General features: G+C 34.8%; 33 protein-coding genes and 2 pseudogenes. 27 read left to right on the plus strand and 8 right to left on the minus strand.

Annotated elements, in window-relative coordinates:
* Positions 1–16: 16 nt before the first annotated feature.
* The 4 genes from murG (at position 17) to BAQ48_RS23320 (ending at position 2,618) form a co-directional block, all read left to right on the plus strand.
* Positions 17–1,075: an undecaprenyldiphospho-muramoylpentapeptide beta-N-acetylglucosaminyltransferase gene (murG, locus tag BAQ48_RS23300; protein ID WP_071713004.1), complete on the plus strand. Its 1,059-nt coding sequence runs from the start codon at positions 17–19 to the stop codon at positions 1,073–1,075.
* A 242-nt stretch (positions 1,076–1,317) separates the two neighbouring features.
* Positions 1,318–1,572, plus strand: a complete 255-nt coding sequence (locus BAQ48_RS23310) for a DUF3966 domain-containing protein (RefSeq protein ID WP_071713006.1) — start codon at positions 1,318–1,320, stop codon at positions 1,570–1,572.
* A gap of 101 nt (positions 1,573–1,673) precedes the next feature.
* Positions 1,674–2,048, plus strand: a complete 375-nt coding sequence (locus BAQ48_RS23315) for a nucleoside 2-deoxyribosyltransferase (RefSeq protein ID WP_071713007.1) — start codon at positions 1,674–1,676, stop codon at positions 2,046–2,048.
* Between the two features lie 81 nt (positions 2,049–2,129).
* Entirely contained in the window at positions 2,130–2,618 is a 489-nt protein-coding gene (locus tag BAQ48_RS23320; protein WP_071713008.1) for a hypothetical protein, read from the plus strand.
* Positions 2,619–2,653: 35 nt separating this feature from the next.
* Here the strand turns inward: BAQ48_RS23320 and BAQ48_RS23325 are convergent, their stop codons facing one another.
* Positions 2,654–2,965, minus strand: coding sequence for a hypothetical protein (locus BAQ48_RS23325; protein ID WP_063222956.1), 312 nt, complete (start codon positions 2,963–2,965; stop codon positions 2,654–2,656).
* Positions 2,966–3,168: 203 nt separating this feature from the next.
* Between BAQ48_RS23325 and BAQ48_RS23330 the strand changes: the two genes are divergently transcribed.
* Together BAQ48_RS23330 and BAQ48_RS23335 are read left to right on the plus strand one after the other, a co-directional pair.
* Positions 3,169–3,384, plus strand: coding sequence for a DUF3912 family protein (locus BAQ48_RS23330; protein ID WP_001008335.1), 216 nt, complete (start codon positions 3,169–3,171; stop codon positions 3,382–3,384).
* An 87-nt stretch (positions 3,385–3,471) separates the two neighbouring features.
* Positions 3,472–3,863, plus strand: a pseudogene (locus tag BAQ48_RS23335) (hypothetical protein).
* A 77-nt stretch (positions 3,864–3,940) separates the two neighbouring features.
* On the opposite strand, the gene BAQ48_RS23340 reads toward BAQ48_RS23335, so the two are convergent.
* The 3 genes from BAQ48_RS23340 to BAQ48_RS23350 form a co-directional block, all read right to left on the minus strand.
* Positions 3,941–5,335 (minus strand): L-cystine transporter, encoded by a 1,395-nt coding sequence (locus BAQ48_RS23340; protein WP_071713009.1) that lies wholly within the window; start codon positions 5,333–5,335, stop codon positions 3,941–3,943.
* 107 nt (positions 5,336–5,442) lie between these two features.
* Complete coding sequence (locus BAQ48_RS23345; protein WP_000440709.1) at positions 5,443–5,685, minus strand: DUF2626 domain-containing protein; 243 nt, start codon at positions 5,683–5,685, stop codon at positions 5,443–5,445.
* 127 nt (positions 5,686–5,812) lie between these two features.
* Positions 5,813–6,508, minus strand: a complete 696-nt coding sequence (locus tag BAQ48_RS23350) for a helix-turn-helix transcriptional regulator (protein ID WP_071713010.1) — start codon at positions 6,506–6,508, stop codon at positions 5,813–5,815.
* A 205-nt stretch (positions 6,509–6,713) separates the two neighbouring features.
* Here BAQ48_RS23350 and comGA point away from each other — a divergent pair, with 205 nt between their 5' ends.
* From comGA to BAQ48_RS23400, 10 genes are all read left to right on the plus strand, one after another.
* Positions 6,714–7,757 (plus strand): competence protein ComGA, encoded by a 1,044-nt coding sequence (comGA, locus tag BAQ48_RS23355; RefSeq protein ID WP_071713011.1) that lies wholly within the window; start codon positions 6,714–6,716, stop codon positions 7,755–7,757.
* The gene (comGB, locus tag BAQ48_RS23360; protein ID WP_084065036.1) at positions 7,750–8,781 is read left to right on the plus strand and encodes a competence type IV pilus assembly protein ComGB; all 1,032 of its coding nucleotides are present in this window, start codon (positions 7,750–7,752) and stop codon (positions 8,779–8,781) included. The genes comGA and comGB overlap by 8 nt, the downstream gene beginning before the upstream one ends.
* 11 nt (positions 8,782–8,792) lie before the next feature.
* Positions 8,793–9,092 (plus strand): competence type IV pilus major pilin ComGC, encoded by a 300-nt coding sequence (comGC, locus tag BAQ48_RS23365; RefSeq protein WP_001178698.1) that lies wholly within the window; start codon positions 8,793–8,795, stop codon positions 9,090–9,092.
* A complete protein-coding gene (comGD, locus tag BAQ48_RS23370) occupies positions 9,089–9,544 on the plus strand; it encodes a competence type IV pilus minor pilin ComGD (protein ID WP_071713013.1) in 456 nt (151 codons plus the stop codon). The genes comGC and comGD overlap by 4 nt, the downstream gene beginning before the upstream one ends.
* Positions 9,537–9,839, plus strand: a complete 303-nt coding sequence (locus BAQ48_RS23375) for a hypothetical protein (protein ID WP_000829520.1) — start codon at positions 9,537–9,539, stop codon at positions 9,837–9,839. The genes comGD and BAQ48_RS23375 overlap by 8 nt, the downstream gene beginning before the upstream one ends.
* The gene (gene comGF / locus BAQ48_RS23380) at positions 9,809–10,276 is read left to right on the plus strand and encodes a competence type IV pilus minor pilin ComGF (RefSeq protein ID WP_071713071.1); all 468 of its coding nucleotides are present in this window, start codon (positions 9,809–9,811) and stop codon (positions 10,274–10,276) included. The genes BAQ48_RS23375 and comGF overlap by 31 nt, the downstream gene beginning before the upstream one ends.
* Complete coding sequence (gene comGG, locus BAQ48_RS23385; RefSeq protein ID WP_071713014.1) at positions 10,273–10,644, plus strand: competence type IV pilus minor pilin ComGG; 372 nt, start codon at positions 10,273–10,275, stop codon at positions 10,642–10,644. The genes comGF and comGG overlap by 4 nt, the downstream gene beginning before the upstream one ends.
* 176 nt (positions 10,645–10,820) lie before the next feature.
* The gene (locus BAQ48_RS23390; RefSeq protein WP_000183888.1) at positions 10,821–11,471 is read left to right on the plus strand and encodes a 2OG-Fe(II) oxygenase; all 651 of its coding nucleotides are present in this window, start codon (positions 10,821–10,823) and stop codon (positions 11,469–11,471) included.
* Between the two features lie 120 nt (positions 11,472–11,591).
* Positions 11,592–12,089, plus strand: coding sequence for a shikimate kinase (locus BAQ48_RS23395; protein WP_071713015.1), 498 nt, complete (start codon positions 11,592–11,594; stop codon positions 12,087–12,089).
* A gap of 38 nt (positions 12,090–12,127) precedes the next feature.
* On the plus strand, positions 12,128–12,328 hold the full coding sequence (locus tag BAQ48_RS23400; protein ID WP_000106081.1) for a YqzE family protein: 201 nt from the start codon (positions 12,128–12,130) through the stop codon (positions 12,326–12,328).
* Positions 12,329–12,394: 66 nt separating this feature from the next.
* On the opposite strand, the gene BAQ48_RS23405 is transcribed toward BAQ48_RS23400, so the two are convergent.
* Both BAQ48_RS23405 and BAQ48_RS23410 read right to left on the minus strand, forming a co-directional pair.
* Positions 12,395–13,027, minus strand: a complete 633-nt coding sequence (locus BAQ48_RS23405; RefSeq protein ID WP_001073111.1) for a VC0807 family protein — start codon at positions 13,025–13,027, stop codon at positions 12,395–12,397.
* Between the two features lie 140 nt (positions 13,028–13,167).
* A pseudogene (locus BAQ48_RS23410) lies at positions 13,168–13,285 on the minus strand (GTP pyrophosphokinase).
* Between the two features lie 73 nt (positions 13,286–13,358).
* Between BAQ48_RS23410 and BAQ48_RS23415 the strand changes: the two are divergent.
* Together BAQ48_RS23415 and BAQ48_RS28440 are read left to right on the plus strand one after the other, a co-directional pair.
* Complete coding sequence (locus BAQ48_RS23415) at positions 13,359–13,586, plus strand: hypothetical protein (RefSeq protein WP_000032701.1); 228 nt, start codon at positions 13,359–13,361, stop codon at positions 13,584–13,586.
* Between the two features lie 96 nt (positions 13,587–13,682).
* Positions 13,683–13,814, plus strand: coding sequence for a hypothetical protein (locus BAQ48_RS28440; protein ID WP_000064669.1), 132 nt, complete (start codon positions 13,683–13,685; stop codon positions 13,812–13,814).
* Positions 13,815–13,852: 38 nt separating this feature from the next.
* On the opposite strand, the gene BAQ48_RS23425 is transcribed toward BAQ48_RS28440, so the two are convergent.
* Together BAQ48_RS23425 and BAQ48_RS23430 are read right to left on the minus strand one after the other, a co-directional pair.
* Positions 13,853–14,647: a YqhG family protein gene (locus BAQ48_RS23425; RefSeq protein ID WP_071713016.1), complete on the minus strand. Its 795-nt coding sequence runs from the start codon at positions 14,645–14,647 to the stop codon at positions 13,853–13,855.
* The gene (locus BAQ48_RS23430) at positions 14,634–16,316 is read right to left on the minus strand and encodes a DEAD/DEAH box helicase (protein WP_001100034.1); all 1,683 of its coding nucleotides are present in this window, start codon (positions 16,314–16,316) and stop codon (positions 14,634–14,636) included. The genes BAQ48_RS23425 and BAQ48_RS23430 overlap by 14 nt, the downstream gene beginning before the upstream one ends.
* Before the next feature lie 390 nt (positions 16,317–16,706).
* Between BAQ48_RS23430 and gcvT the strand changes: the two genes are divergently transcribed.
* The 9 genes from gcvT to BAQ48_RS23475 all read left to right on the plus strand — a co-directional run bounded on the left by gcvT (position 16,707) and on the right by BAQ48_RS23475 (position 24,061).
* Positions 16,707–17,807 carry a glycine cleavage system aminomethyltransferase GcvT gene (gcvT, locus tag BAQ48_RS23435; protein ID WP_000631767.1) on the plus strand — a complete coding sequence of 367 codons (1,101 nt, stop codon included), beginning with the start codon at positions 16,707–16,709 and terminating at the stop codon, positions 17,805–17,807.
* A gap of 20 nt (positions 17,808–17,827) precedes the next feature.
* Positions 17,828–19,171, plus strand: coding sequence for an aminomethyl-transferring glycine dehydrogenase subunit 1 (gene gcvPA / locus BAQ48_RS23440; protein ID WP_000903225.1), 1,344 nt, complete (start codon positions 17,828–17,830; stop codon positions 19,169–19,171).
* On the plus strand, positions 19,168–20,643 hold the full coding sequence (gene gcvPB, locus BAQ48_RS23445; RefSeq protein ID WP_071713017.1) for an aminomethyl-transferring glycine dehydrogenase subunit 2: 1,476 nt from the start codon (positions 19,168–19,170) through the stop codon (positions 20,641–20,643). The genes gcvPA and gcvPB overlap by 4 nt, the downstream gene beginning before the upstream one ends.
* A gap of 289 nt (positions 20,644–20,932) precedes the next feature.
* A complete protein-coding gene (locus BAQ48_RS23450; RefSeq protein WP_000639159.1) occupies positions 20,933–21,136 on the plus strand; it encodes a DUF3929 family protein in 204 nt (67 codons plus the stop codon).
* Between the two features lie 70 nt (positions 21,137–21,206).
* Positions 21,207–21,398, plus strand: a complete 192-nt coding sequence (locus BAQ48_RS23455) for a hypothetical protein (protein WP_000535933.1) — start codon at positions 21,207–21,209, stop codon at positions 21,396–21,398.
* A gap of 116 nt (positions 21,399–21,514) precedes the next feature.
* Complete coding sequence (locus BAQ48_RS23460; RefSeq protein ID WP_071713018.1) at positions 21,515–21,889, plus strand: GntR family transcriptional regulator; 375 nt, start codon at positions 21,515–21,517, stop codon at positions 21,887–21,889.
* A 3-nt stretch (positions 21,890–21,892) separates the two neighbouring features.
* Entirely contained in the window at positions 21,893–22,765 is an 873-nt protein-coding gene (locus tag BAQ48_RS23465; protein WP_071713019.1) for an ABC transporter ATP-binding protein, read from the plus strand.
* On the plus strand, positions 22,746–23,414 hold the full coding sequence (locus BAQ48_RS23470) for an ABC-2 transporter permease (RefSeq protein ID WP_001249554.1): 669 nt from the start codon (positions 22,746–22,748) through the stop codon (positions 23,412–23,414). Before BAQ48_RS23465 ends, BAQ48_RS23470 begins: the two co-directional genes overlap by 20 nt.
* A 14-nt stretch (positions 23,415–23,428) precedes the next feature.
* Positions 23,429–24,061, plus strand: coding sequence for an ABC-2 transporter permease (locus BAQ48_RS23475; RefSeq protein ID WP_071713020.1), 633 nt, complete (start codon positions 23,429–23,431; stop codon positions 24,059–24,061).
* The last annotated feature ends 6 nt before the right edge of the window (positions 24,062–24,067 follow it).

Below are 24,067 nucleotides of genomic sequence, written 5' to 3' on the forward strand. Positions count from 1 at the left end.
TAGAAGGGGGAGACGTATGAAAAAAGTAGTCTTTACAGGTGGCGGTTCGGCAGGGCATGTAACACCTAATTTAGCCATTATCCCGCATTTACAAGAACAGAATTGGGATATTTCTTATATTGGTTCTCATCAAGGAATTGAGAAAACGATTATAGAAAAGGAAGGCATTCCGTACTATAGTATTGCGAGCGGGAAGCTACGCCGTTATTTTGATTTGAAAAATATAAAAGATCCTTTTCTTGTAATGAAGGGTGTTATGGATGCGTATGTAAGGATTCGAAAACTAAAACCGGATGTGATTTTTTCAAAAGGTGGTTTCGTATCTGTACCAGTCGTAATAGGCGGATGGTTAAACAGGGTACCAGTTTTATTACATGAATCTGATATGACGCCAGGACTAGCAAACAAAATTGCGCTCCGTTTTGCTTCGAAAATATTTGTTACATTTGAAGAAGCTGCGAAACATTTACCGAAAGAAAAAGTAATATATACAGGATCTCCTGTGCGTGAAGAAGTGCTAAGGGGAAATCGTGAAAAAGGTTTAGCGTTTTTAGGTTTTTCGCGTAAAAAACCAGTTATTACAATCATGGGAGGAAGTTTGGGCGCGAAGAAAATTAATGAAACAGTTCGAGCCGCGTTACCAGAACTTCTAAAAAAATATCAAATTGTTCATCTTTGCGGAAAAGGTAATCTTGATGAAAATTTACAAAATAAAGAAGGATATAGACAATTTGAATATGTACATGGAGAGCTGCCAGACATATTAGCGATAACAGATTTTGTTATTTCACGTGCGGGCTCTAATGCCATTTTTGAGTTTTTAACATTGCAAAAGCCGATGGTTTTAATTCCATTATCGAAATTTGCGAGCCGTGGAGATCAAATACTAAATGCAGAGTCTTTTGAAAGACAAGGATATGCTTCTGTATTGTATGAAGAAGATGTGACTGTAAAAGCACTTATAAAGCATGTCGAAGAATTAGATCAAAATAATGAGATATACAAAACAGCACTAAAAAAATATAATGGAAAAGAAGCAATTAAAACAATCATTCAACATATTTCAGAGGCATGATGAAACAATCATGTCTCTTTTAGTAGGATGAAAGATTCCAAGAAATGATATTTTTATGTTACAATAAAGTGAAACTTTAATCAGTGGGAGGTTCACCCCCACTGATTATTAGTTGAACCAATCGGGCTTTTACGGGCAGTTAATCCCCCACCTAACTTCTTTGTTTTCGCTGAATTTTGAGGTGGGGGTCTTACTGCCCGTTAATGCGGGGTAACAAATGGTTAATAGGGAAATTCCAATTAATGAAGCGTGAAAATACGAATGGATTAGGAGTGACTGTGTTGGAGCTAAGTCTCTATGAAAATACTGCACTTATTATATGCTTTGTGTTGTACGTTGGTAGTGTTATTGTTTATATCTCAAGGAAATTTTCGCAAGAAAGAGAGCTTGAAAAATCAGAAATAACAGCTGAACTAGAAATGTTAGCTGATGAAAGTTATAAAAAACAAAAAATAAAAGAAGATCATGAAGCATCCCATCATTTAAACGCAAAATAAGTTTTAAAGATGGGGATTTTTTTTTGAAGTCGTTTTTTATTATGTTTATAGCAAGTAACGCTAAAAGGAGTTTCCCGTACATAATGAAGGAGTGTATATAAATGAATTTTTATATCGCCTCAGGATTCCAAAATAAACATCTTGTCCGTTCGATAGCAAATGAACTGAAAAGTGCAGGATGGTCCCATACATATGATTGGACAAGAAACGAAAGAGCAGTGAATCAAGAGCAGTTAAGAGAAATTGGTCAGTCAGAAAAGAATGCTATTAAAGAAGCCGATGTCTTTTTACTTATATTAGATGGCGGAAATGGAAGTCATACAGAGTTTGGAATGGCGATTGCGCTAGAGAAACAGATATATGTATATCATGAAGGCAACCCGCTGCAAACAACGTTCTATCATTTGCCAGAAGTAAATATTTTTGAAGGAGATGCAGCTGAATTTGCATCTCATGTTATGAATCATGTGAAATAATAGTAACTGCCTAAAAGGTTATAAAAGTGATCTTTTGGGTACAGTGATGATAAGAAACGTATATAAAGGAGTTTACATAATATGAAATTAGAAAATGGATGGGAAACGAGCTTTTTAGAAGTCGTACAAAAGAGTGAATTTAAGAAAGATGCGCTTCTTAGTCAATTGCTTTTTGCAGATAACGAAGAAGTAGAAGAACTTGTTGATGATTACGGATACGAAGAGATTATTGAACGCGAACATGACGATGAATTAGCAGAAGTGTTAGGGGAAGAACTGTTCAGTGAGATGGAGAGGTACGTATTTTTATCTTCACAACAAGAAGAGAAACTCATTTCATTCGTAAATGGATTAGGTTTTCATGTACTAGATTGGATCGTGCTTCTTGAAACAGAATTTGGTATTGATAGTGCAAACTTTACGTCGGACGCCGTGAAAATGTTAGAAAAGCGCTTTAGACAATTTCCACATATAGAGGATAAAACAATTTTTGATATGACATTTGGAGAAGCAATGGATGTATTAGAGTCCATTACAGGATTACAACTGAAAGAAAAGATGAACGCATAATGTAAAAAAGAACGTGAGGCTATCACGTTCTTTTTTTACATTATAATAATTTTGTCATCTAGTTTTGTTTGTCCGCTAAGAAGTGCGTTTAAATATTCCACTTTTCTTATACAGGCTTGTATATGTCTTTCAACCTCTTGTAACTCTCCTTGGTGATGCGTTTCAATTGGATGAATTTGCACGTTGAATTTTTCAAATTGACTACTATATGTTATTTCTGCATAGCCGCTCATAATATCGGTTTCGTTATGAAATAAAAATTGCTTCGTTTTGTCACAGAATGATACATCTTGAAATCCATATACTTTTAATGCTTCAATTACTTTTTTAATCATTTTTGTATTCATTTTTTAACCCTCTTTACGAAGTTCTACTTATGTATTATAACATAAAAAATTACATAGAAAGCGCTTCCAAGTGTATTTTATTATAAACTTTACGTTTCAATCATAAAAATGAAACAAAGAAAAAATAATTGTAATGAAGAGAGGATTCTTTTATTGTTCCGTCATATATATAGAGAAATAGTGCAATAAAAGAGGTGAGGATCTTGAACTTTGATATTGTAGGACAAAAAGCATATATAAAAGATGGGCCGCATCGGAACCGAATTGGAATTGTAAGAAAAAACGAAGAGCAATTAAAATCACATTTTGTTATTGTAATTGGAGAACAAAGTATTGATGTGGAGCTAAAGGATATCGTGCTAGTTGGAGTGGACGTAGGACAATTTCATACATGGTGTGAGCAAAATGGTTATTTGTAAAAGGGACGGGCTGTGAGATAATGAAATCTATTTGAGAAAAGAGAATATGTTATTGTATTCTCTTTTTCTATGTGTAAGGAGATAAAGATGAAGTATAGAGAACAAGATTTTACATTGGAGTTAAAAGAGAAAATTCAACGTATGGAAAAGGAAATAGAGCGCATATCATTTAAACTTTCTAAGGAGCATTCGTATTTATACATAGAAAAAACATGGAATTAGATATGGGACTTGTTAAAGATAAAGAGCACCCTTTTGAGGTCGGGTATAATTCATCAGTTGCTATAGCTATATTAGATGAAGAAAAAGAGATGATTGGATTTCACAACATTCCAATTTGGAAATGCGAAAGAATCTTTTTAGGAATGTCAATTCAATCAAACATTTTGGGGAGTAAGAAAGTAGGGGAACTTGTTGATGAATCTTGTTATGAGATTGAGGAAGAGTTAAAAGGGCGACTAAAAGAATACTTGGAATGATAATTCTCAAGATACGATGTATAAAGGGAGAACGGAATAAAAAGACGCTAACAATTGTATGTTAGCGTCTTTTTTTATTATGAAGCAATTTCACCAGTTTTTGTATCATCTTGATTGTACGTATCTTGATCTAATTCACCAAGCCATTTACTAGAAATAAGACCTGCTGTCATAGAGCCACTTACGTTAAGAGCTGTACGACCCATATCGATTAATGGCTCAACTGAGATAACAAGAGCGACAATACCGATTGGTAAGTTCATTGTAGATAGTACGATTAATGCTGCGAATGTTGCACCGCCACCAACACCGGCAACACCGAATGAGCTAATTGCAACGACAGCGATTAAAGTTAAAATAAATTGTGGTTGTAATGGATCGATTCCTACAGTTGGAGCGACCATCATTGCAAGCATTGCTGGGTAAATACCTGCGCAACCATTTTGACCGATAGATACTCCGAATGAAGCTGCGAAGTTAGCGATTCCTTCAGAAATACCAAGTTTTTCTTTTTGAGCTTCAATATTTAATGGCATTGTACCAGCGCTAGAGCGCGATGTGAATGCAAATGTTAATACAGGGAATACCTTTTTCAAATATTGAATTGGATTTAAGCCAGATAGAGTGATTAATAATAAGTGAATAACGAACATTACGATAAGTGCTACATAAGACGCTAATACGAAGTTACCAAGTTTTAAAATAGCATTTATATCACTACCGGCAACTGTTTTTGCCATAAGAGCTAATACGCCGTATGGAGTAAGGCGTAAAATTAATGTTACCATGCGCATTACGATTGCATATACAGCATCAAGCATCTTCTTAAATAGCTCTGCTTGTTCTGGGTATTTCCGTTTTACACCGATAAAGGCGATACCGATAAAGGCTGCAAATATTACAACCGAAATTGTTGATGTAGGACGAGCGCCTGTTAAATCAAGAAATGGATTTGTAGGTAACAGTTCTAATAATTTATCTGGAATTGTTGTCTTTTCAATTGAAGTAAATCTTTCTTCAACTAATTTCAGACGAGCAGATTCTGCATCACCTTGTTGTAATCCTGTTGCTGATACATCAAATCCTGCACTTGCAGCAATACCGACAGCTGCGGCAATTCCTGTAGTTAGAATTAAAATTCCGATAATAAGACCACTAATTTTCCCAAGATTTTTCGTTAACTGTAATTTTGTAAAAGCTGAAATAATCGATACTAAAATAAGTGGCATAACAATCATTTGAAGTAATTTCACATAACCGTTACCGATTAAGCTAAACCACGTATTTGATTCAATAATTACTTTAGAAGTAGGCTCATAAATAAATTGTAATATAAGACCGAAGATAATTCCGACTCCTAAAGCGGTAAATACGCGTTTATTAAAAGATACATGCTTACGTTGCATATAATACAATACGCCGACTAAGATGAGCATGACTGCAACGTTAATTCCGACAAGCAGTGTATTCATGTTGATTCCCCCTAATTCCAATCTGTTATATAGAATATAAGGTAATAAAACCTATAAGTCAACTAGGAAATTGCGGAATTAAAAAAAAGATGGCAAAGTGCCATCTTTTAATGTCCAGCTCCAGGGACGAGTAAAAACGTCGTGTAGTATGTAAATCCAATGAAGAAAACGGTTAAATATGCCCCGAATACGTATATATACATACGCTCTGTTAATTTTAAATAACTTAAAAGTACGAAGAAACCTGTTTGTCCTAAAAATAGTAGTGCGGTCGGGTGCATATCCCCTACGTAAAACATAACCGAGAAAATTCCAGTCCAAAAGCCGAGAACGCGAAACATGCGCTCCATGCAATCTCCCTCCTTTTCTAGAAAAAGTAAAACCTCTCTTCATTATAGTTTATTTTTCTTACTATTGTAAATATTCGTTCATATAAAAAAGAAGCCAATTTCACTGGCTTCTTTTTTTATATGAGATTTAAATAGACATTTTATAATTACAAGATTTACATCCATCTAGTAAACTATCGTGCCGAGTTAATTCCATGTTAGGGAATAGGATTTCAAAAATCCCTTTCATCATATCTCCATGCATATTACAAATTTCAGTCGGGTGATGAACGGCAACTTCTTTAAATGGACAATTGTGTACATCATAGAAAATTGTTGTTCCATCTGGACTTAATTCAAATGCAGGGGATAAGCCAGCTGTTGAGAATGCTTCTTTTGCGATTTGAACTTTGTGTTCTACAGTTAAAGCATCTTCACTCACATTTAAACGCTGCATATGTTGTTGCATTAATTCCATTCCGAATTGTTTTCCTGTTTCGTATAGCGCTTTTTCACCAGCAGCTCCAAGGCTAAGTAGCGAATTGAAAGCTATTTTTGCTAATAATTGATAATCACGGAATGGAAATTGTAATTGGATAACATCTTCAGACAATACATATAGTCTGCTTGGTCTTCCGCCTTTGCCGGTTTTTTTTGTTTCTGATTTTAGCATATGAACATCTTCTAATTTAGATAAATGTAAACGTGCTACGTTCGGATGAATCTCAAATTCATCTGCAATTTCTTGTACTGTTACGTAACTATGTTTTTGAGAAATATATTTATAAATGTAATAACGAGTTGGGTCAGATAATACGCCTGTAATTTTTAAAGCTTGTTCCATGAGGATCTCCACCTTTATCACTTTATCCAAGATAATAACATTATAATACAGATAAACATGCGTATAGGTAATTTCAGACAATAATTCAGAAATTGTTCATAATTTCACAAACATATTTTTCCTTTTTAATCTAATGAAAATGCAAAAGTTCTAATTTTTCTTGTGTGATTTTTCATGCTATATACATAGTGAGGAGGGAAAAATGATGAATGGAATTGAAAGTTTTGCGAATACGATTTTGAAAGAAGCATGTAGGGTACAAGCATCGGATTTACATATTGTACCCCGGCAGAAGGATGTAGTGGTTCAACTGCGTATAGGGAAAGATTTAATGACGAAACAATGCATTGAAAAGGAATTTGGAGAAAAACTTGTTTCACACTTTAAATTTTTAGCATCTATGGATATAGGGGAGAGGCGGAAGCCACAAAATGGTTCATTGTATCTACAAATTGATGGGCAAGAAGCATATTTACGCCTTTCAACACTTCCAACAGTATATCAAGAAAGTCTCGTTATTCGTCTTCATTTACAAGCATCTGTTCAGCCATTATCTCATCTTTCGTTATTTCCAAGTACAGTTAAAAAACTGCTCTCTTTCTTACATTATTCTCATGGATTACTCGTATTTACTGGGCCGACTGGTTCTGGGAAGACAACAACAATGTATGCATTATTAGAGGTAATTAGAAAAAAGAAAACACGCCGTATCGTTACACTGGAGGATCCAGTTGAAAAGAGAAATGATGATTTATTACAAATTCAAATTAATGAAAAAGCAGGGATCACATATGAAGCTGGTTTAAAGGCAATTTTACGCCATGATCCAGATGTTATCTTAGTGGGAGAAATCCGTGATGAAGAAACAGCGAAAATAGCTATAAGGGCAAGTCTCACGGGGCATTTAGTAATGACGACACTGCATACCAATGATACGAAAGGAGCGATACTGAGGTTTATGGATTATGGCATTACGAGGCAAGAGATTGAACAATCTTTATTGGCTATAGCTGCACAGCGACTTGTTGAATTGAAATGTCCATTTTGCAAAGGGAAGTGCTCAACTGTATGTAAATCAATGAGGCAAGTAAGACAAGCGAGCATTTATGAGCTGTTATATGGACATGAGTTAAAACAAGCGATTAAAGGAGCGAACGGAGAATATGTTACGTATAAGCATGAAACAATAGAATCTTCAATACGAAAAGGATACGCTTTAGGGTTTTTAGAAGAAGATGTTTATGTTTAAGAAAACATGGCGTTTAAGTGATCAAGTAGTATTGTTGAAAAGGTTAGGCGAATTATTAGAAAAAGGATATTCTCTTTTACAGGCATTAGAATTTTTGCGATTTCAATTCCCTTTAGAAAAGAAAGAGCAATTGCAGCGCATGATTGAGGGATTAAAAGGTGGAAAAAGTCTGCATGATTCTTTTCATCAATTAATGTTTCATCAGGAGATGTTAAGCTATTTATTTTATGCCGAGCAACATGGTGATATTTCTTTTGCATTGCAACAAGGGAGTGCACTTCTTTATAAGAAGGATAAGTATAGGAAAGATATGATGAAAATAATGCAGTATCCAATGTTTTTAGCATTTTTTTTAATGATCATGATTATTGTGTTTAATCGCATCTTATTACCACAAGTTGAAATGGTTTATAGTGCGTTTAGTTCTACAGTTCCACTATTTACAGAACAAATTTTAAGTGCAATTAAACTACTACCTTACATGATTGTTAGCATCATTTTTATTGTTATTATCGGATGTAGTTCATATATGTTGTATTTTCGAAAACTACCACATATGAAGCAGGTAAAAATTATGCTTCGTATTCCCCTCATAAAAACATTTCTTATTTTAAAGCATTCGCATTATTTCTCCACTCAATTGAGCGGATTATTGCATGGTGGACTATCCGTACTAGAAGCTTTAACGATAATGATGGAACAAAAATATAATCCGTTCTTTCAGTATGAAGCGGGCCGAATTGAAAGGCAATTAATTGCAGGAGAACCGTTACAATTTATTATTGCTAAAAGTGGGCATTATGAGAAAGAACTTTCGTATATTATTACGCATGGACAAGCAAACGGCAATTTAGCAATTGAATTAGGTGACTATAGCGACCTTATTATAGAAAAAATCGAACAAAAAATTAAACGTATATTAGTTATCATTCAACCGATTTTGTTTACATGTATTGGTGGAATAGTTGTTCTTATGTATTTAGCAATGATGATGCCGATGTTTCAAATGATGAGTTCTATTTAGGAGGCATTTATATGCAGAATGAAGAAGGATTTACTCTTTTAGAAATGCTATTAGTTATGGTTGTTATCACTGTATTATTACTATTAATTATTCCGAATGTAGTTACACAGCGCTCATCCGTCCAAGGAAAAGGGTGTGCGGCCTACGTGAAATCGATAGAAGCACAAATACAAGTATACCAATTACAACATAATAAAATTCCGTCATTAACAGAACTAACAAATGAAAAATATATTACAGATGATAAGTGTCCGAATGGTGAATCCATTCATATTTCAAAGGATGGCGCAGTATCAACAGGGAAATCGTGAAACAAAAAGGATTTACTCTCTTAGAAATGCTGCTCGTACTATTTTCAATATCTGTACTAAGTATGATTACGTATTTAAATGTTCATTCATTATATGAAAGACAAAAAATTGAACAATTTTTGAAACAGTTTTCGAATGACATATTATACATGCAGCAATTAGCGATAAACCGTCAAAAACACTATACATTACGATGGCATAAAGAGAGAAATATGTATTATATAGGAGAGTCAGGCTCGACTCAATTTATTATCAAGAGAGAATATGACAATGATATACAAATTAATTTGCATACGTTTCCAAATCCAATGACATATAATCCGAGCGGGAATATCAATAGAGGTGGTACGATTTTGCTTTCGTATCGAAATTATAAATATGAAATTGTATTTCAACTTGGAAGAGGGAGATTTACGTATCGTGAAATGCCAAAAAGGGTCGGTAATGGCTGAGATGCTCGTGGCGTTAAGCTTATTAATGATGGCGGTATCGTTACTCCTACCGCAAACAGTATTAGTTATGCAAGAAAGAAAAAATATACAAATTCATTATAAGGCGTTTGTATTATTAAAAAATGAATCAGCTTTATACATGTATGAGAACGAAGAAAAGCGAATGAAAGAAAAGGTCATAAACGGAATTGTATATTACACATATTGGGGAGGAAAGGAAGTTTGTGCTATGTGGAAAGATATGAAAAAAAGAACGATGGAACAATGCTTTTATGTAGGCGAAAAAACAAATTAGAGGCGGGCTTTACATTATTAGAAATGATCGTATGTTTATTCCTTGTATCGATGTTCTTTTTACTCTTGCCACGCCTTCATTTTATAGGGCTGGAACATTCACAAAAAGGGTTAAGTGATTGGGAGTGGGATGTGTTTATAGGTCAAGTGCAATTGGAGTTTCGTGGAGTATTGTTTGGAGAACATATAGTTTTTGATAATAGAGATAGTATTTTACGCTTTCGACTGCGTGATGGGGAGGAAGTGACGTATGAAAAAATAAATAATCAACTTATAAGGAAAATAAATATGCGTGGAAGGGAAGTTGTGTTGCAAAAGGTTGGAATGATTTCGTACAAGTTAACCCCTCATTTATTATTCATATATGTGGAAGATGTTAGCGGGAAAATACATGAAGGCGTGGCTGTAAGATATAGTGTAATGAGAATGGGGACATGAGAAACCAAGATGGATTTACAATGCCTGGAACAATCATTTTTCTTCTTTTTTTAACTTCTTTTTTTGTGTACGAAACGAATATGTTGCTTACAGATAAAAATTTTCATATGGAAATAGAGCAAAAATTTTTGGTGGAGGAACTAATTAATCGAGCTATTGCCGATATAAAAGTAGACTTACAGAAAATAGAACGAGATGGTACATTTTTCTTTCAATATGAAAAGGGAGAAGCGAGTGGGAAGTACCGCTTTGAAAGTGATACGGTTTTCATTTCCTTGCAGTGCGAAACAAAACAAAAAAATTTCTATACGGTAAGATTTCGGTATAGAAAAAAAGATGAGAAAATATTTGATTGGATAGATGGATGATAAGTAAAATATGTTAATGGAAATCGATACTTCCTATTGTGAAAGGTGTCAATTTATTTGTATAAATGGATGAATATAACGATTGAAAGTTTAAATTTTCTCAAAAAAGAGAAAGGTAGAAAGAATATGATATATTCATGCTATCCAATCATTATTTATTTAGGGAGAATCGGGAAATGACAAACAATAATCAACTAGGTGAAAATAAGGAACAAACTATTTTTGATCATACAGGAAATGCAATTATGACAGAAGATAGGGAAATACACATTATTTCAAGATTCGAAGAACCTCTTATTGTCGTGTTAGGAAATGTATTAAGTGATGAAGAGTGTGATGAATTAATCGAATTGTCTAAAAGTAAGTTAGCACGTTCTAAAGTTGGTTCATCACGTGATGTAAATGATATTCGAACGAGTAAAGGTGCATTTTTGGATGATAATGAACTTACTGCGAAGATTGAAAAACGAATTTCATCTATCATGAATGTTCCTGCGTCGCATGGAGAAGGATTGCACATTTTAAATTATGAAGTGGATCAACAATATAAAGCGCACTATGATTATTTTGCGGAACATAGTAGATCAGCTGCTAATAATCGTATTAGTACGCTTGTAATGTACTTAAATGATGTAGAAGAAGGCGGAGAAACGTTCTTCCCGAAATTAAATCTTTCTGTGAACCCTAGAAAGGGAATGGCAGTATACTTTGAGTATTTTTATCAAGACCAATCACTAAATGAGCTTACGTTACATGGAGGAGCTCCTGTAACGAAAGGCGAAAAATGGATTGCAACGCAGTGGGTGAGAAGAGGTACTTATAAGTAAAAGTGTGTATGTGACGTTTTGTTCTTCATTGTATAAGGAGAACAAAACGTTTTTTTGTTAAATAAAATAACATCTTTCGTTATAATAACAAATAACAAAGGATGATTGAGAGGAACGAAAATGAAATCTATATACATAACCGGTTATATGGGAGCTGGGAAAACAACAATTGGAAAAGCGTTAAGTAAAGAACTTCATATCGATGTTGTAGATACTGATCAAAAAATCGAAGAGAAGCAAGAGAAGGCAATTCGTAATATTTTTGCCGAAGAAGGTGAAATGGCTTTTCGGGAATATGAAAGTGAAATGCTACGTTCACTACCGGTTCATAATGTAATTATTACAACTGGTGGAGGAATTATTGAACGGGCGGAAAATCGAAAGTGGATGAAGGAAAATGGAACAGTTGTGTATTTATATTGTGATCCACATGTAATTGCAGAGAGGCTTCGTGAAGATACGACGCGTCCACTATTTCAAAAGAAAGACATAGATGCATTTGTAGCTAAATTTGAATCGCGCCGAGCTTATTATGAGGAGGCAGAGATTTATATTGATACGACAAATAAGTCGATAGAACAAATTATGAATGAATTAAAGGCGAAGATTAATGTATAAAAAAGTGGACATACTAATCAAGTAGAGGTGATGATAATATGTCTACTAATGATTATGTTCGCTTTGTGACACAGCAGTTTGTGTCGTATATGGATGCTCCAAAAGAAGATCGTAAACAAAAGAAAGAACAACGCCGTGCTGAAAAAGAGCCATTTATGAATAAGTGGTTTGGTGTTATGCCGCTTAGTGCTGCTTTGTTTTATCGCAACGTAAAAAATAAAAGAAAAAAATCAAGTTAACGAGTTCATAATATGTGTAGCAATATGAAAATCCCTAGTAGCATCATACTACTAGGGGATTTTTATTTACTGCACAGATTCTTGTTCTTCAGTAACTGCATGTATTTTATTGTTCACCCATACGAACCCTATTCCGATACAAATGGAAATGCCCCAGCCGACAGCAGTCATAATCGCTCTCATTTCACCGTAGCCATCTACACCGAAAACAGAGATGAAATAAATTTTTAAAAAGCTTTTTAATATAAATTGCAGGCCGAAAAATAGCGTTAAATATTGCAATGCTGGATATATACGACTATCACGATACAGCTCACGGCTTTTATCACGGTCATGCCCTTGCAATGCGGCAATATCTGCAGCGAAATATAACATAAGTGGTTTTTTTATAAATATTGTACATATGACGATAATACCGAGTACGATGTGATAGTACGCATCGTTCCACAACATTCGTTCAGCTGATCCAGATAATAAATCTACCGTTGTATTAGAAATGAGTGTAATTAAAATAAAGAACCCTGTCACGTTAAACTGTTTTTCTTTTTTAAAGGTATACAGTGTATAAATAATCCCCGGAACAGAGGAAAGTAACATCGCGTAATAAGGATCGATATAAGGTTTTGCAAATTTCCAAATGAGGAATGGGATTACGAGATAAAAGACAAGATCTAATATAGCTTTTTTATTTTGATTCATACAAATCCTCCTTAAGTCATACATATATTTTATAATATAATTTCTGAAAATTGTATAAGGTTTAATGGGAAAAGAAAAAATATATCACTTTTTGAGGGATTAGTAGATTGAAAAAATTGCCCCTAGCGTAGTAAGTTTTTTTAGTATATAATAAAGGAAACGCTTTCATTTTTTGGTTTGTTCACAAAATGGACGGAAAATCACATATTTACTATCGATATGTTGCTTTATAATGAAACTAATTAAATATACATGCATACAATATTGTGAAATAAATAACATAAATAATCTATATAAATGTAAACGTTATCAAAAGAGAGAGGTGGAGACAATGAGTAAATTTTTCTTCAATCATAATCCAGCAACAGTAGAGGATGGAAGGCTTGTTAAGTATGCTGAAATTATTTATGGAGAAGGTGGCCGTTCTGTACTAGAAAATTTAATGGTGAAGGCATCTATCAGATTACGTGATCGTTATCCGAATAAATCTGACGAGCAGATCTCGAACCTCGTAAATAAAGGCATCCATGATATGTTTCAAAAATACGTAAATGAGTAAGAGCGGCTAACGGCTGCTCTTATTTTTTTGTATAAGGATTGTCCCTCTAGCTGAAAATAAGGGTGTATTTTGAAAGATATAAAAGGAGTGAAACAGATGAGCAATGGAATTGGCCGTTCAAAAGAGAATCTTCCAACTGATGCAAATCATGTGAGTGCAAAGGATCGTGCGTATCAAAAACGTATGGCAAAGCAAAAACAGCAAGAGCGTAATGGCGATAGAGGATAATTCAAAAATAAAGCTCCTTCTAAAACAGAAGGGGCTTTTTAATTTAGAAAATGATTCGCGGTAATATAAAAAAGACCACCGTTAATAATTTGCACTGTAATGCGTGGTTCATATTGTTCTTGCAAGGCTTGTTTTTCAATTTCATAGCTTTCGGGAAGTTCATCACTTTCTTCATAAAACCGATTTAAAAGATCTAAATCGTGATTCCAGCGCACTCTTGCTTCTTTTGCCCACGTATGGTCATCTTCTGCAATAATATTTTTTAAAGCGTCCTCTATACGTTGTAACCCGCTTTGCGGTTTAATGATAGGCGAGAGTGTAAAACAAAAGTCAGGTATTTTTGGTGTGAGTTTAATATTAGTTAATGTGTCATGAAAGTTTGCCATCATTGTGCCGGAAATGAGATGAATGCCAATGGAGTGAAGGATGTCTTTTTTTCGATCACATTGGTAGGAAACTTTTATATTTATACCGAGCCACGGATGGAGTGGGGTATGCGTTGCACCGTTATGCCTTACCTCTTCGTATAAGCGTATGTAAGATCCGAGTTCTTTTGTCGTCTGGAAAATTTGATGTAGACGTGGTGAACCGTAGTGAATAAGTTCGCCATCGTTTTCTTCATTTTCTGGATTGGTAATAAGAGTAAGGCGCATCGGATTCGGTACGCCTCCTGTTTTCTCAAGATAGTGCCAATAAAAAGGGCGGTTCATCAATAATTTATCCATCTCAATCGTTAATTGCACGTCTAGTAGATGAGGGGAACGCCCTAAAATTTCACAGTTATTCGCCTCAAAGAAATTGTATAAGTAATTATGGATTTCATGTTGCTGCATAGCCTTGCACCTCAGCTTCATTTCGTTTCGCAAAGTCGATAATAGATGTTAAGTTTTCCATCTTAATTCGAATTTCTCCTTCGCTTTTTGATTGAGCAAAAATTTCTTGAATATGTGCATCGATGTTTTTCATATTAATTCTCGTTAAAATTTCATCGAGTTCACCGATAACACGCTCAAATAAATTGATTTTTTCATATAACAGTTTCAAAATATGTTCTTCAACAGTATGCTTTGTAGCTAAGTTATAAATATGAACATCATTTTTTTGACCAAGGCGGTGAATACGTCCAATTCTTTGTTCAAGGCGCATTGGGTTCCATGGTAAGTCGTAATTAATCATATGGCTACAAAACTGTAAGTTAATACCTTCTCCGCCAGCTTCCGTTGCAATTAACACTTGAGCACGGTTTTGGAAAAGTTCCTTCATCCAATCTTTCTTCCCGCGTTTAAATCCGCCTCGGAATGGTACAGAAGAAATGCCGTGTTGTTGTAAAAACCATTGTAAATACATTTGTGATGCTCGGTATTCCGTGAATATGACGACTTTATCATTGATTTCTTGTATAAGCTCTAGAGCTTTAGTTGCCTTTGAGTTAAAAGGAATATGATTAATTTTATCCATTAGGACATCAATATGCGGGTCCTTTATGTAATGCTCATTTTCCTTCTGTCGTTTTTCTACATGTTTTTTTAATGAATAGTAAACAGCCTCACGACTACTGCACGCTTCCCTTTTTAAAGTTAATGATGAGAAAGCAGATGTGAAAGCATCTTGTCCTCGCCAATTTTCAATATCGTTATACAAAGCTTGTTCTTCTTCGTTAAACTCAACAAAAATTGTACGTACATGCCTCTTTGGCCAATCAATTCCAGTATTATGGCGTCTATTTCGGACCATTACTTTGTTAATGAGAGCTTTTAAGTCCTCATCTGATTCGGCTGAACGATTTTTTGAAGCGTAATATTCTTCGAAGTTTGATTGATTTCCTAAATGTCCTGGCTTTAATAAAGAAACAAGGTTGAAAATTTCATCAATCTTATTTTGAACAGGAGTTGCGGTTAGTAATAAACAAAACTTCTTTTTTAATCTTTGTGCAAATTCATAGTTTTTTGTTTTATTATTTTTCAGTTTATGTGCTTCATCGATAATGATAAGGTCATATTCTAAGTTTAAAACGATATCGCGATGTGGTGAACGCTTTGCAGTATCAATGGATGAGACAATCACATCAGCTTGCTCCCATGAATAGCTTTTCTTTTGCGCTACTGCTGGAATGAAAAATTTTGTGTTCAGTTCGTATGCCCATTGTGACACGAGAGAAGCTGGTACAAGTATGAGTACTTTTTTTACAAGCCCACGCACCATATATTCTTTTAAAATAAGTCCAGCTTCAATCGTTTTTCCAAGTCCTACTTCGTCTGCTAGTATCGCTTTACCGTTCATTTGTTCAATCACATTTTGAGCAACTTCTAATTGATGAGGAAGCGGTGTGAAATGGGATAAATGTTTCGGTGCTTGTAGTCCATCGAAAGTAGGAACAAGTAATGATTTTTCTGTTTCATAAGCTAAATGGTATAAATCCCAGTTTGTCCAAGGACCATCTTCATCAATTCTATTTAAAAAATTGTTTTGCCACGTCCGATCTACGGAAATATCAACATTCATTACAACTCTCCCACCTTTTATAAACTAAAGAAATTATTTTTAAGTGTATGATGATTCGCCTTGAAAGAAGGCATTATTATCGTTATTAAAGGCGATATGACAGACAATAATAACGTATGAAATCTCAAAAGCTGTATTTAATAAGATTAAGTGTAAAAAATTCTAAATTATTTTTTATGCTAGAATATTGATGAAATATAGCGAATGATGTTAGGATAATGGTGTGAAATGTGTGGAATCTTTCGTATTTTATCCAAGAAAGTGATTTTTTATTTACGCTTTCATAAAAAAATATAATGAGATTCCGTATATCCTATCTTTTCAGAATGAAAATGTTTAGATAAGGGAAACAACTTTTATTGATTTGTCAGAGCATAAGGGGGAGAGAGCATGATTACATTACAACGTACACCGTTATTTGATGTATACGCTAAGTATGGTGGGAAAACAATCGACTTCGGTGGTTGGGAATTACCAGTTCAATTTTCAAGCATTAAAGAAGAGCATGAAGCTGTACGTACAGCGGCAGGTTTGTTCGATGTATCTCATATGGGAGAAGTTGAAGTAAAGGGTGTAGATAGTTTAGCATTTTTACAACGTGTTGTTACAAATGACGTATCTACCTTAAAGGTAGGGGGCGCACAATATACAGCTATGTGCTACGAAAATGGTGGTACAGTAGATGATTTATTAATCTACAAACGTGGTGAAGAAGACTATTTATTAGTAATCAATGCATCAAATATCGAGAAAGATTACGAATGGTTAGCAAGTCATGTAATTGGCGATGCGACAGTAGTCAATGTTTCTAGTGAAGTTGCACAGCTTGCAATTCAAGGACCAAAAGCAGAAGGCATTTTACAAAAAGTTGTGTCAGAAGATTTGAAAGAAATTAAGTTCTTTAAATTTAAAAACGATATTCTTGTAGATGGAATTCCTGCACTTGTATCTCGTACGGGTTACACAGGTGAAGATGGATTTGAAATTTACTGTAAGAGTGAAGATGCTGCAAAACTTTGGGAGAAACTTCTTGAAGTGGGAGCAGAAGAAGGCTTAAAAGCATGTGGTTTAGGTGCTCGTGATACACTTCGCTTCGAAGCAACATTACCACTTTATGGTCAAGAATTATCGAAAGATATTACACCGATTGAAGCTGGAATTGGCTTTGCGGTAAAACCAAATAAAGAAGCAGACTTCTTTGGAAAAGAAACGTTAAAAGAGCAAAAAGAAAACGGTGCATCTCGTAAATTAGTCGGCATCGAAGTAATCGAACGCGGTATTCCTCGTACGCATTACCCTGTATTTATAGGCGAAGAAAAAATCGGGGAAGTAACGAGTGGTACACAATCTCCAACGTTAAAGAAAAGCATTGGTTTAGCACTAATTGATGTAAAATACGCAGCAGTTGATACAGAAGTAGAAATTGAAATTCGTAATAAACGCGTCAAAGCAGTAGTTGTTCCAACACCATTTTATAAACGTTCAAAGTAACGGGGAGAGGGGTAGATTTCATGTTGCATCGTTATCTTCCAATGACAGAAGAAGACAAAAAAGAAATGTTACAAACGATCGGCGTTCAAACGATCGATGAGTTATTCTCTGATATTCCAGAGAGTGTTCGTTTTAAAGGGGACTTAAAAATTAAAGAAGCAAAATCAGAGCCAGAGCTTTTAAAAGAGTTATCTCAAATGGCTGGCAAAAATGCGAACTTAAAAGAATACGCTTCTTTCTTAGGAGCAGGTGTATACGATCATTACGCTCCAGTAATTGTTGATCATGTGATTTCTCGTTCAGAATTTTATACAGCTTACACGCCATACCAACCAGAAATTTCACAAGGGGAATTACAAGCGATTTTTGAATTCCAAACGATGATTTGTGAATTAACAGGAATGGACGTAGCGAACTCTTCTATGTATGACGGAGGTACAGCTTTAGCTGAAGCAGCAATGCTGGCAGCTGGCCATACTCGTAAAAAGAAAATTCTTGTATCTAGTGCAGTTCATCCGGAATCAAGAGCAGTACTTGAAACATACGCAAAAGGTCAACATTTAGAAGTTGTTGAAATTAATCATAAAGATGGTGTAACAGATTTAGACGTATTACAAAGTGAAGTAGACGATACAGTTGCTTGTGTAATTGTTCAATATCCAAACTTCTTCGGACAAGTTGAAAAGTTAGCGGATATTGAAAAAATCGTTCACCAACAAAAATCATTATTTATCGTTTCTTCAAATCCATTATCATTAGGCGCATTAACACCACCAGGAAAATTTGGTGCTGATATTGTAATCGGTGATGCACAACCATTTGGTATTCCAACGCAGTTTGGTGGACCGCACTGTGGTTACTTTGCAACAACGAAAGCATTCATGCGTAAAATTCCAGGACGTCTTGTTGGACAAACTGTAGATTCAGATGGTAAACGTGGATTTGTATTAACGTTACAAGCGCGTGAACAGCATATTCGCCGTGATAAAGCGACGTCTAACATTTGTTCAAACCAAGCGTTAAATGCATTAGCAGCATCAGTTGCAATGACTGCACTTGGAAAACAAGGTGTGAAAGAAATGGCGCGTCAAAATATTTCTAAAGCACAATACGCAAAACGTCAATTCGAAGCGAAAGGCTTCACTGTAACATTTGCTGGTCCGTTCTTCAATGAGTTCGTTGTAGATTGCAAACGTCCAGTAAAAGAAGTAAACGATGCATTAATCCAAAAGAATATTATCGGTGGTTACGACCTAGGCCGTGATTATAAAGAGCATGAAAACCATATGCTTGTAGCAGTAACAGAGCTTCGTACAAAAGAGGAAATTGACACACTTGTAAACGAAATGGGGGCTATCCAATGAAGAACCAAGACCAAGCACTTATCTTTGAAGTGAGTAAAGAAGGACGCGTAGGATATAGCTTACCCAAATTAGATGTAGAAGAAGTGAAACTAGAAGATGTGTTCGAGAGCGATTATATTCGAGTAGAAGATGCTGAGTTACCAGAAGTATCTGAACTTGACATTATGCGCCACTATACAGCACTTTCAAACCGTAACCACGGTGTTGATTCTGGCTTCTATCCACTTGGATCTTGTACGATGAAATATAATCCGAAAATTAACGAAAACGTAGCTCGTTTTGCAGGATTTGCAAATATTCATCCACTTCAAGATGAAAAAACAGTACAAGGTGCAATGGAATTAATGTACGACTTGCAAGAGCATTTAATTGAAATTACAGGTATGGATACTGTTACTTTACAACCAGCAGCTGGTGCACACGGAGAATGGACAGGTTTAATGTTAATTCGTGCATACCATGAAGCAAATGGTGACTTTAACCGTACGAAAGTAATTGTTCCTGACTCTGCTCACGGAACGAATCCAGCATCTGCAACTGTAGCTGGTTTTGAAACAATTACAGTAAAATCAAATGAAAATGGTCTTGTTGACTTAGAAGATTTAAAACGTGTTGTAAACGAAGAAACAGCGGCACTTATGTTAACAAATCCTAATACATTAGGTCTATTCGAAGAAAATATTTTAGAAATGGCAGAAATTGTCCATAACGCAGGCGGTAAATTATACTATGATGGTGCAAACTTAAATGCAGTATTAAGCCAAGCACGCCCAGGAGATATGGGATTTGACGTTGTGCATTTAAACCTTCATAAAACATTTACAGGTCCTCACGGCGGCGGTGGCCCAGGTTCTGGTCCAGTAGGTGTGAAAGCTGATTTAATTCCTTACTTACCAAAACCAATTTTAGAGAAAACAGAAGATGGTTATCGCTTCAATTACGATCGTCCAGAGGCAATTGGGCGTGTGAAACCATTCTATGGTAACTTCGGAATTAACGTTCGAGCGTACACATACATTCGTTCTATGGGTCCAGATGGACTACGTGCAGTAACTGAGTATGCTGTATTAAATGCAAACTATATGATGAGAAGATTAGCTCCGTTCTATGATCTTCCGTTCGATAGACATTGTAAGCATGAATTTGTATTATCAGGTCGTCGTCAAAAGAAACTTGGTGTACGTACACTAGATATTGCAAAACGTCTGCTTGATTTCGGTTACCATCCACCAACAATTTACTTCCCATTAAACGTGGAAGAATGTATTATGATTGAGCCAACAGAAACAGAATCAAAAGAAACATTAGATGGTTTCATTGATAAGATGATTCAAATCGCTAAAGAAGTAGAAGAAAATCCAGAAGTTGTACAAGAAGCACCACATACGACAGTCATTAAACGTCTAGACGAAACACTGGCTGCACGTAAACCAGTTTTACGTTATGAAAAGCTAGCTCCTGTACAAGTTTGATGAGAATAAAAAAGAACTCGCTACATGCGGGTTCTTTTTTTATTTGGAGAATTTGTGCAGAAATAGTAAAGAAAATGTTAAAAATTAAATTTTTTTGTTCCATATTGCTGTAAAGATGTAGTTTTATAGGTGGTTTTGTTGAAAAAGTCGGTTTGATAAAAGTATTTATTTTTGTTAGAATTTTATTGAAATTAAGAAGATGTAATGAGATAGGAAAGACTCATTTTTATTTATATGTGAAAAAACGAACAAGTTTGGGGGTGAAATTGTGGGATATCGGTGTTATAGAATGATATACCATTTAGAAAACGGAAAAACGATTAAAGATGTAAAAGAATTTTGTTATCGAGACCAAGGAAAAGTACTAGAAAGAGTAGCGCATCGTGTAATGGATAATAGAGAAGTGACGGCGATTGATAAGCAAGGAACAATCATTTCAATAGCGTGTGAGGACATCATAAAGGTGGAACTTGATTACATAACAGAAAGTTAACCTTGAGTCATATCGAATTATTCGATAAAATATACTGTTGAATGGCGAAGTGAGAAGAGAGGAGTTTATCATGGGTAGTACAAGACACTTTTATATGTTTATCTTAGCGTTTGTTCTTGTTGTGGCATTAACGATTTATTTAATTGTTGATAGCAGCTGGTACAACACAGTTCATCCGGCATTCCTTCTGTTTATGTATATAGGAATTGCGGTAGTGAGTTTCGGAATGAGAGACGAGATGTTAGATCGCTTTGAAAAGTGATACATATACGAAAGACCAACAGGAAAATGTTGGTCTTTTTTTCTTGCCAAAAATAGGATGCTGTGTATATACTGTGTATATAAGGTATATACAGTATATACACACTGGAGGAAAACATGAATATTATTATTTCGAATTCTTCCCAAGACCCTATTTATGTGCAAATAAGAAAACAATTAAGCCAGCTTATTTTAAATGGTGGTTTAAAGGGTGGAGACCAATTACCGTCTATTCGTAGCTTAGCGAAGGAATTACAAATTAGTGTAATTACAACGAAGCGTGCGTACGAAGAGCTTGAAAAAGAAGGATACATAGAAACGGTCGCTGGGAAGGGGACTTATGTTTCACGTAAAAATAATGAACTACTAAAAGAACAGCGGCTACGTCTATTGGAGAATAAAGCTGAAGAAATTGTGAAAGAAAGTAAAGTGTTGCAGCTGTCGCTTGAAGACTTACAGCAGATGATTGCGTGTTTATACGAGGGGGAATAAGGGATGTTAGAGTTAAAAAACGTTTGTAAAAGTTATGAAGATTTTGCAGTGGAAAATATAAGTTTTGCATTACCGCGTGGATATATTATGGGATTTGTCGGACCGAACGGGGCCGGGAAAAGCACGACAATCAAAATGATTATGAATTTAATTAGAAAAGATAGTGGTGATATAAAAATTTTTGGCAAAGACAATAAGAAAGCCGAAAAGGAAATAAAACAAAATATCGGTTTTGTATATGATGAAAATCATTACTACGAAGATTTAACGTGTGAACAAATGAAACGTATTATTGCACCGTTATATAAAAAATGGGACGAAAAGCAGTATCAATCGTATATGCAGAGATTGCAAGTCCCAAAGTATAAAAAGATTAAAGAACTATCTAAAGGGATGAAAATGAAGTTTGCGATTGCTATCGCACTTTCGCATCATGCAGAGTTTATTATTATGGATGAACCGACAGCAGGATTAGATCCAGTTGTTCGAAGTGAATTACTTGATATGTTGCAAGAAATTGTAATGGAAGATGAAGTATCTGTATTATTCTCAACCCACATTACAACGGATTTAGAACGTATTGCAGATTATATTACGTTTATCAACGATGGAGAAATTATATTTACTGGTGAAAAAGATGAATTAATGGAGAACTACGTAATCGTAAAGGGAAGCAATGATTTATTAGATCGAGAAGGAAAAGAACTATTTGTTGGATTACGAAAAAATAAATTCGGTTTCGAAGGTTTAGCGAAGGATAAACAAGCAATTATCGATTGGTTTGGAAATGAGGTTGTAATAGAAAAGCCTACATTAGACGATATCATCGTTTACACTGCGAAAGGAAGAGGTGCTTATGCGTCAGCTCGTATATAAAGATTTGTTCTTTTTTCGGGTAATTTGGTTAGTGAATCTTGTTATGCCCCTTTTGTTCTTTATGTTAGATGCAAGTGGTGAATTGTTATTTCCAATGAGTTGTCTATTTATAACCTTTTCATCGGTTATGACGTTAACCGTTATGGATGAAAGAAATAAAAGTGACATTGTTATAAATAGTTTACCGGTAAGTCGAAAGGATATCATAATTGCTAGATATATTTCCTGTGCAATATTCATTGTTGGTGCCATTCTCTCTACGATGTTAGTTGTTTTTCTTATAAGAGGTATTGTGGTTATTAGTGATATCGGTGTATATCATCCTAATCTATACATTGAAATTCCATGGTATGAAGTCATAAATGGAGCTGTTTATGCCACATTTTTTGTTGTCACGTTTTTCCCTAGTTATTATGGTACAAAATCGAAGGTAGTAAGAAGTATAGGATCAGCAGCATCAATAGGAGTGGGTGTAATTCTTTGGATATTTATTAGTGATGGGCTGAATGAAACAACATCTTCATTCAGTGAGTGGATTATGAATCCAGTACATATTGGTGTATTTATAGTTGGAGGAATGATATTAGCTAGTGTCTATATCGTTTCTATGTTTCTTACAATTAAAATTTATGAAACGCGTGATTTATAGAGAGGAGAATTTATATGCAACAATTGATTTTGAAGGAGTTTTTCTTGCAGAAGAAGATGTTTCTTTTATATTTTTTAATACCTATTTTCTCTGTTTTTAGGAATCCAGTCCAACCCATGGGGATTGCAATAGGATTATTTATAACATGCAGTACGATCATATATATTTCTTTTTATTATGAAGAGAAAAGTAAAACAGAAAAAATATTAGTGAGTTTGCCTATAACGAGAACAGAGATAGTTATAGCTAAATATATTGCAAGTTCATTATTTATTATGGCTGGTTTGAGTACAACTTTTATAGTCATAATATTAGGAAATATTCTATTGAACAGAGATATAGTTATGCCTGGATATGCAGTATTTTCAGCAATAGTAGCAACTTTGATTTATTGTGCAGTAACGATACCGACTAATTACATTGGGGGATATAAAGTTATTACTGTCTTGAATTTGATTATGCTTTTTCCTTTAATTGGTATGATTGGTCTTATGTGCAATATTTTTGGTGATAAAACAATTATGTTAAAAGTACTTCACTCTCAAGAGGCTACACAAGCAATGGGTGTTCTTGGTATCGGAGTATTAGTGAGTATATTCGTATCAATGTTCCTCTCAATGAAAATGTTTCAGGAGGCAGAGTTATAGAAGGGA

Origin of the sequence: Bacillus luti, from assembly GCF_001884105.1 — a bacterium.
In the GTDB taxonomy this organism is placed as follows: Bacteria; Bacillota; Bacilli; order Bacillales; family Bacillaceae_G; genus Bacillus_A; species Bacillus_A luti.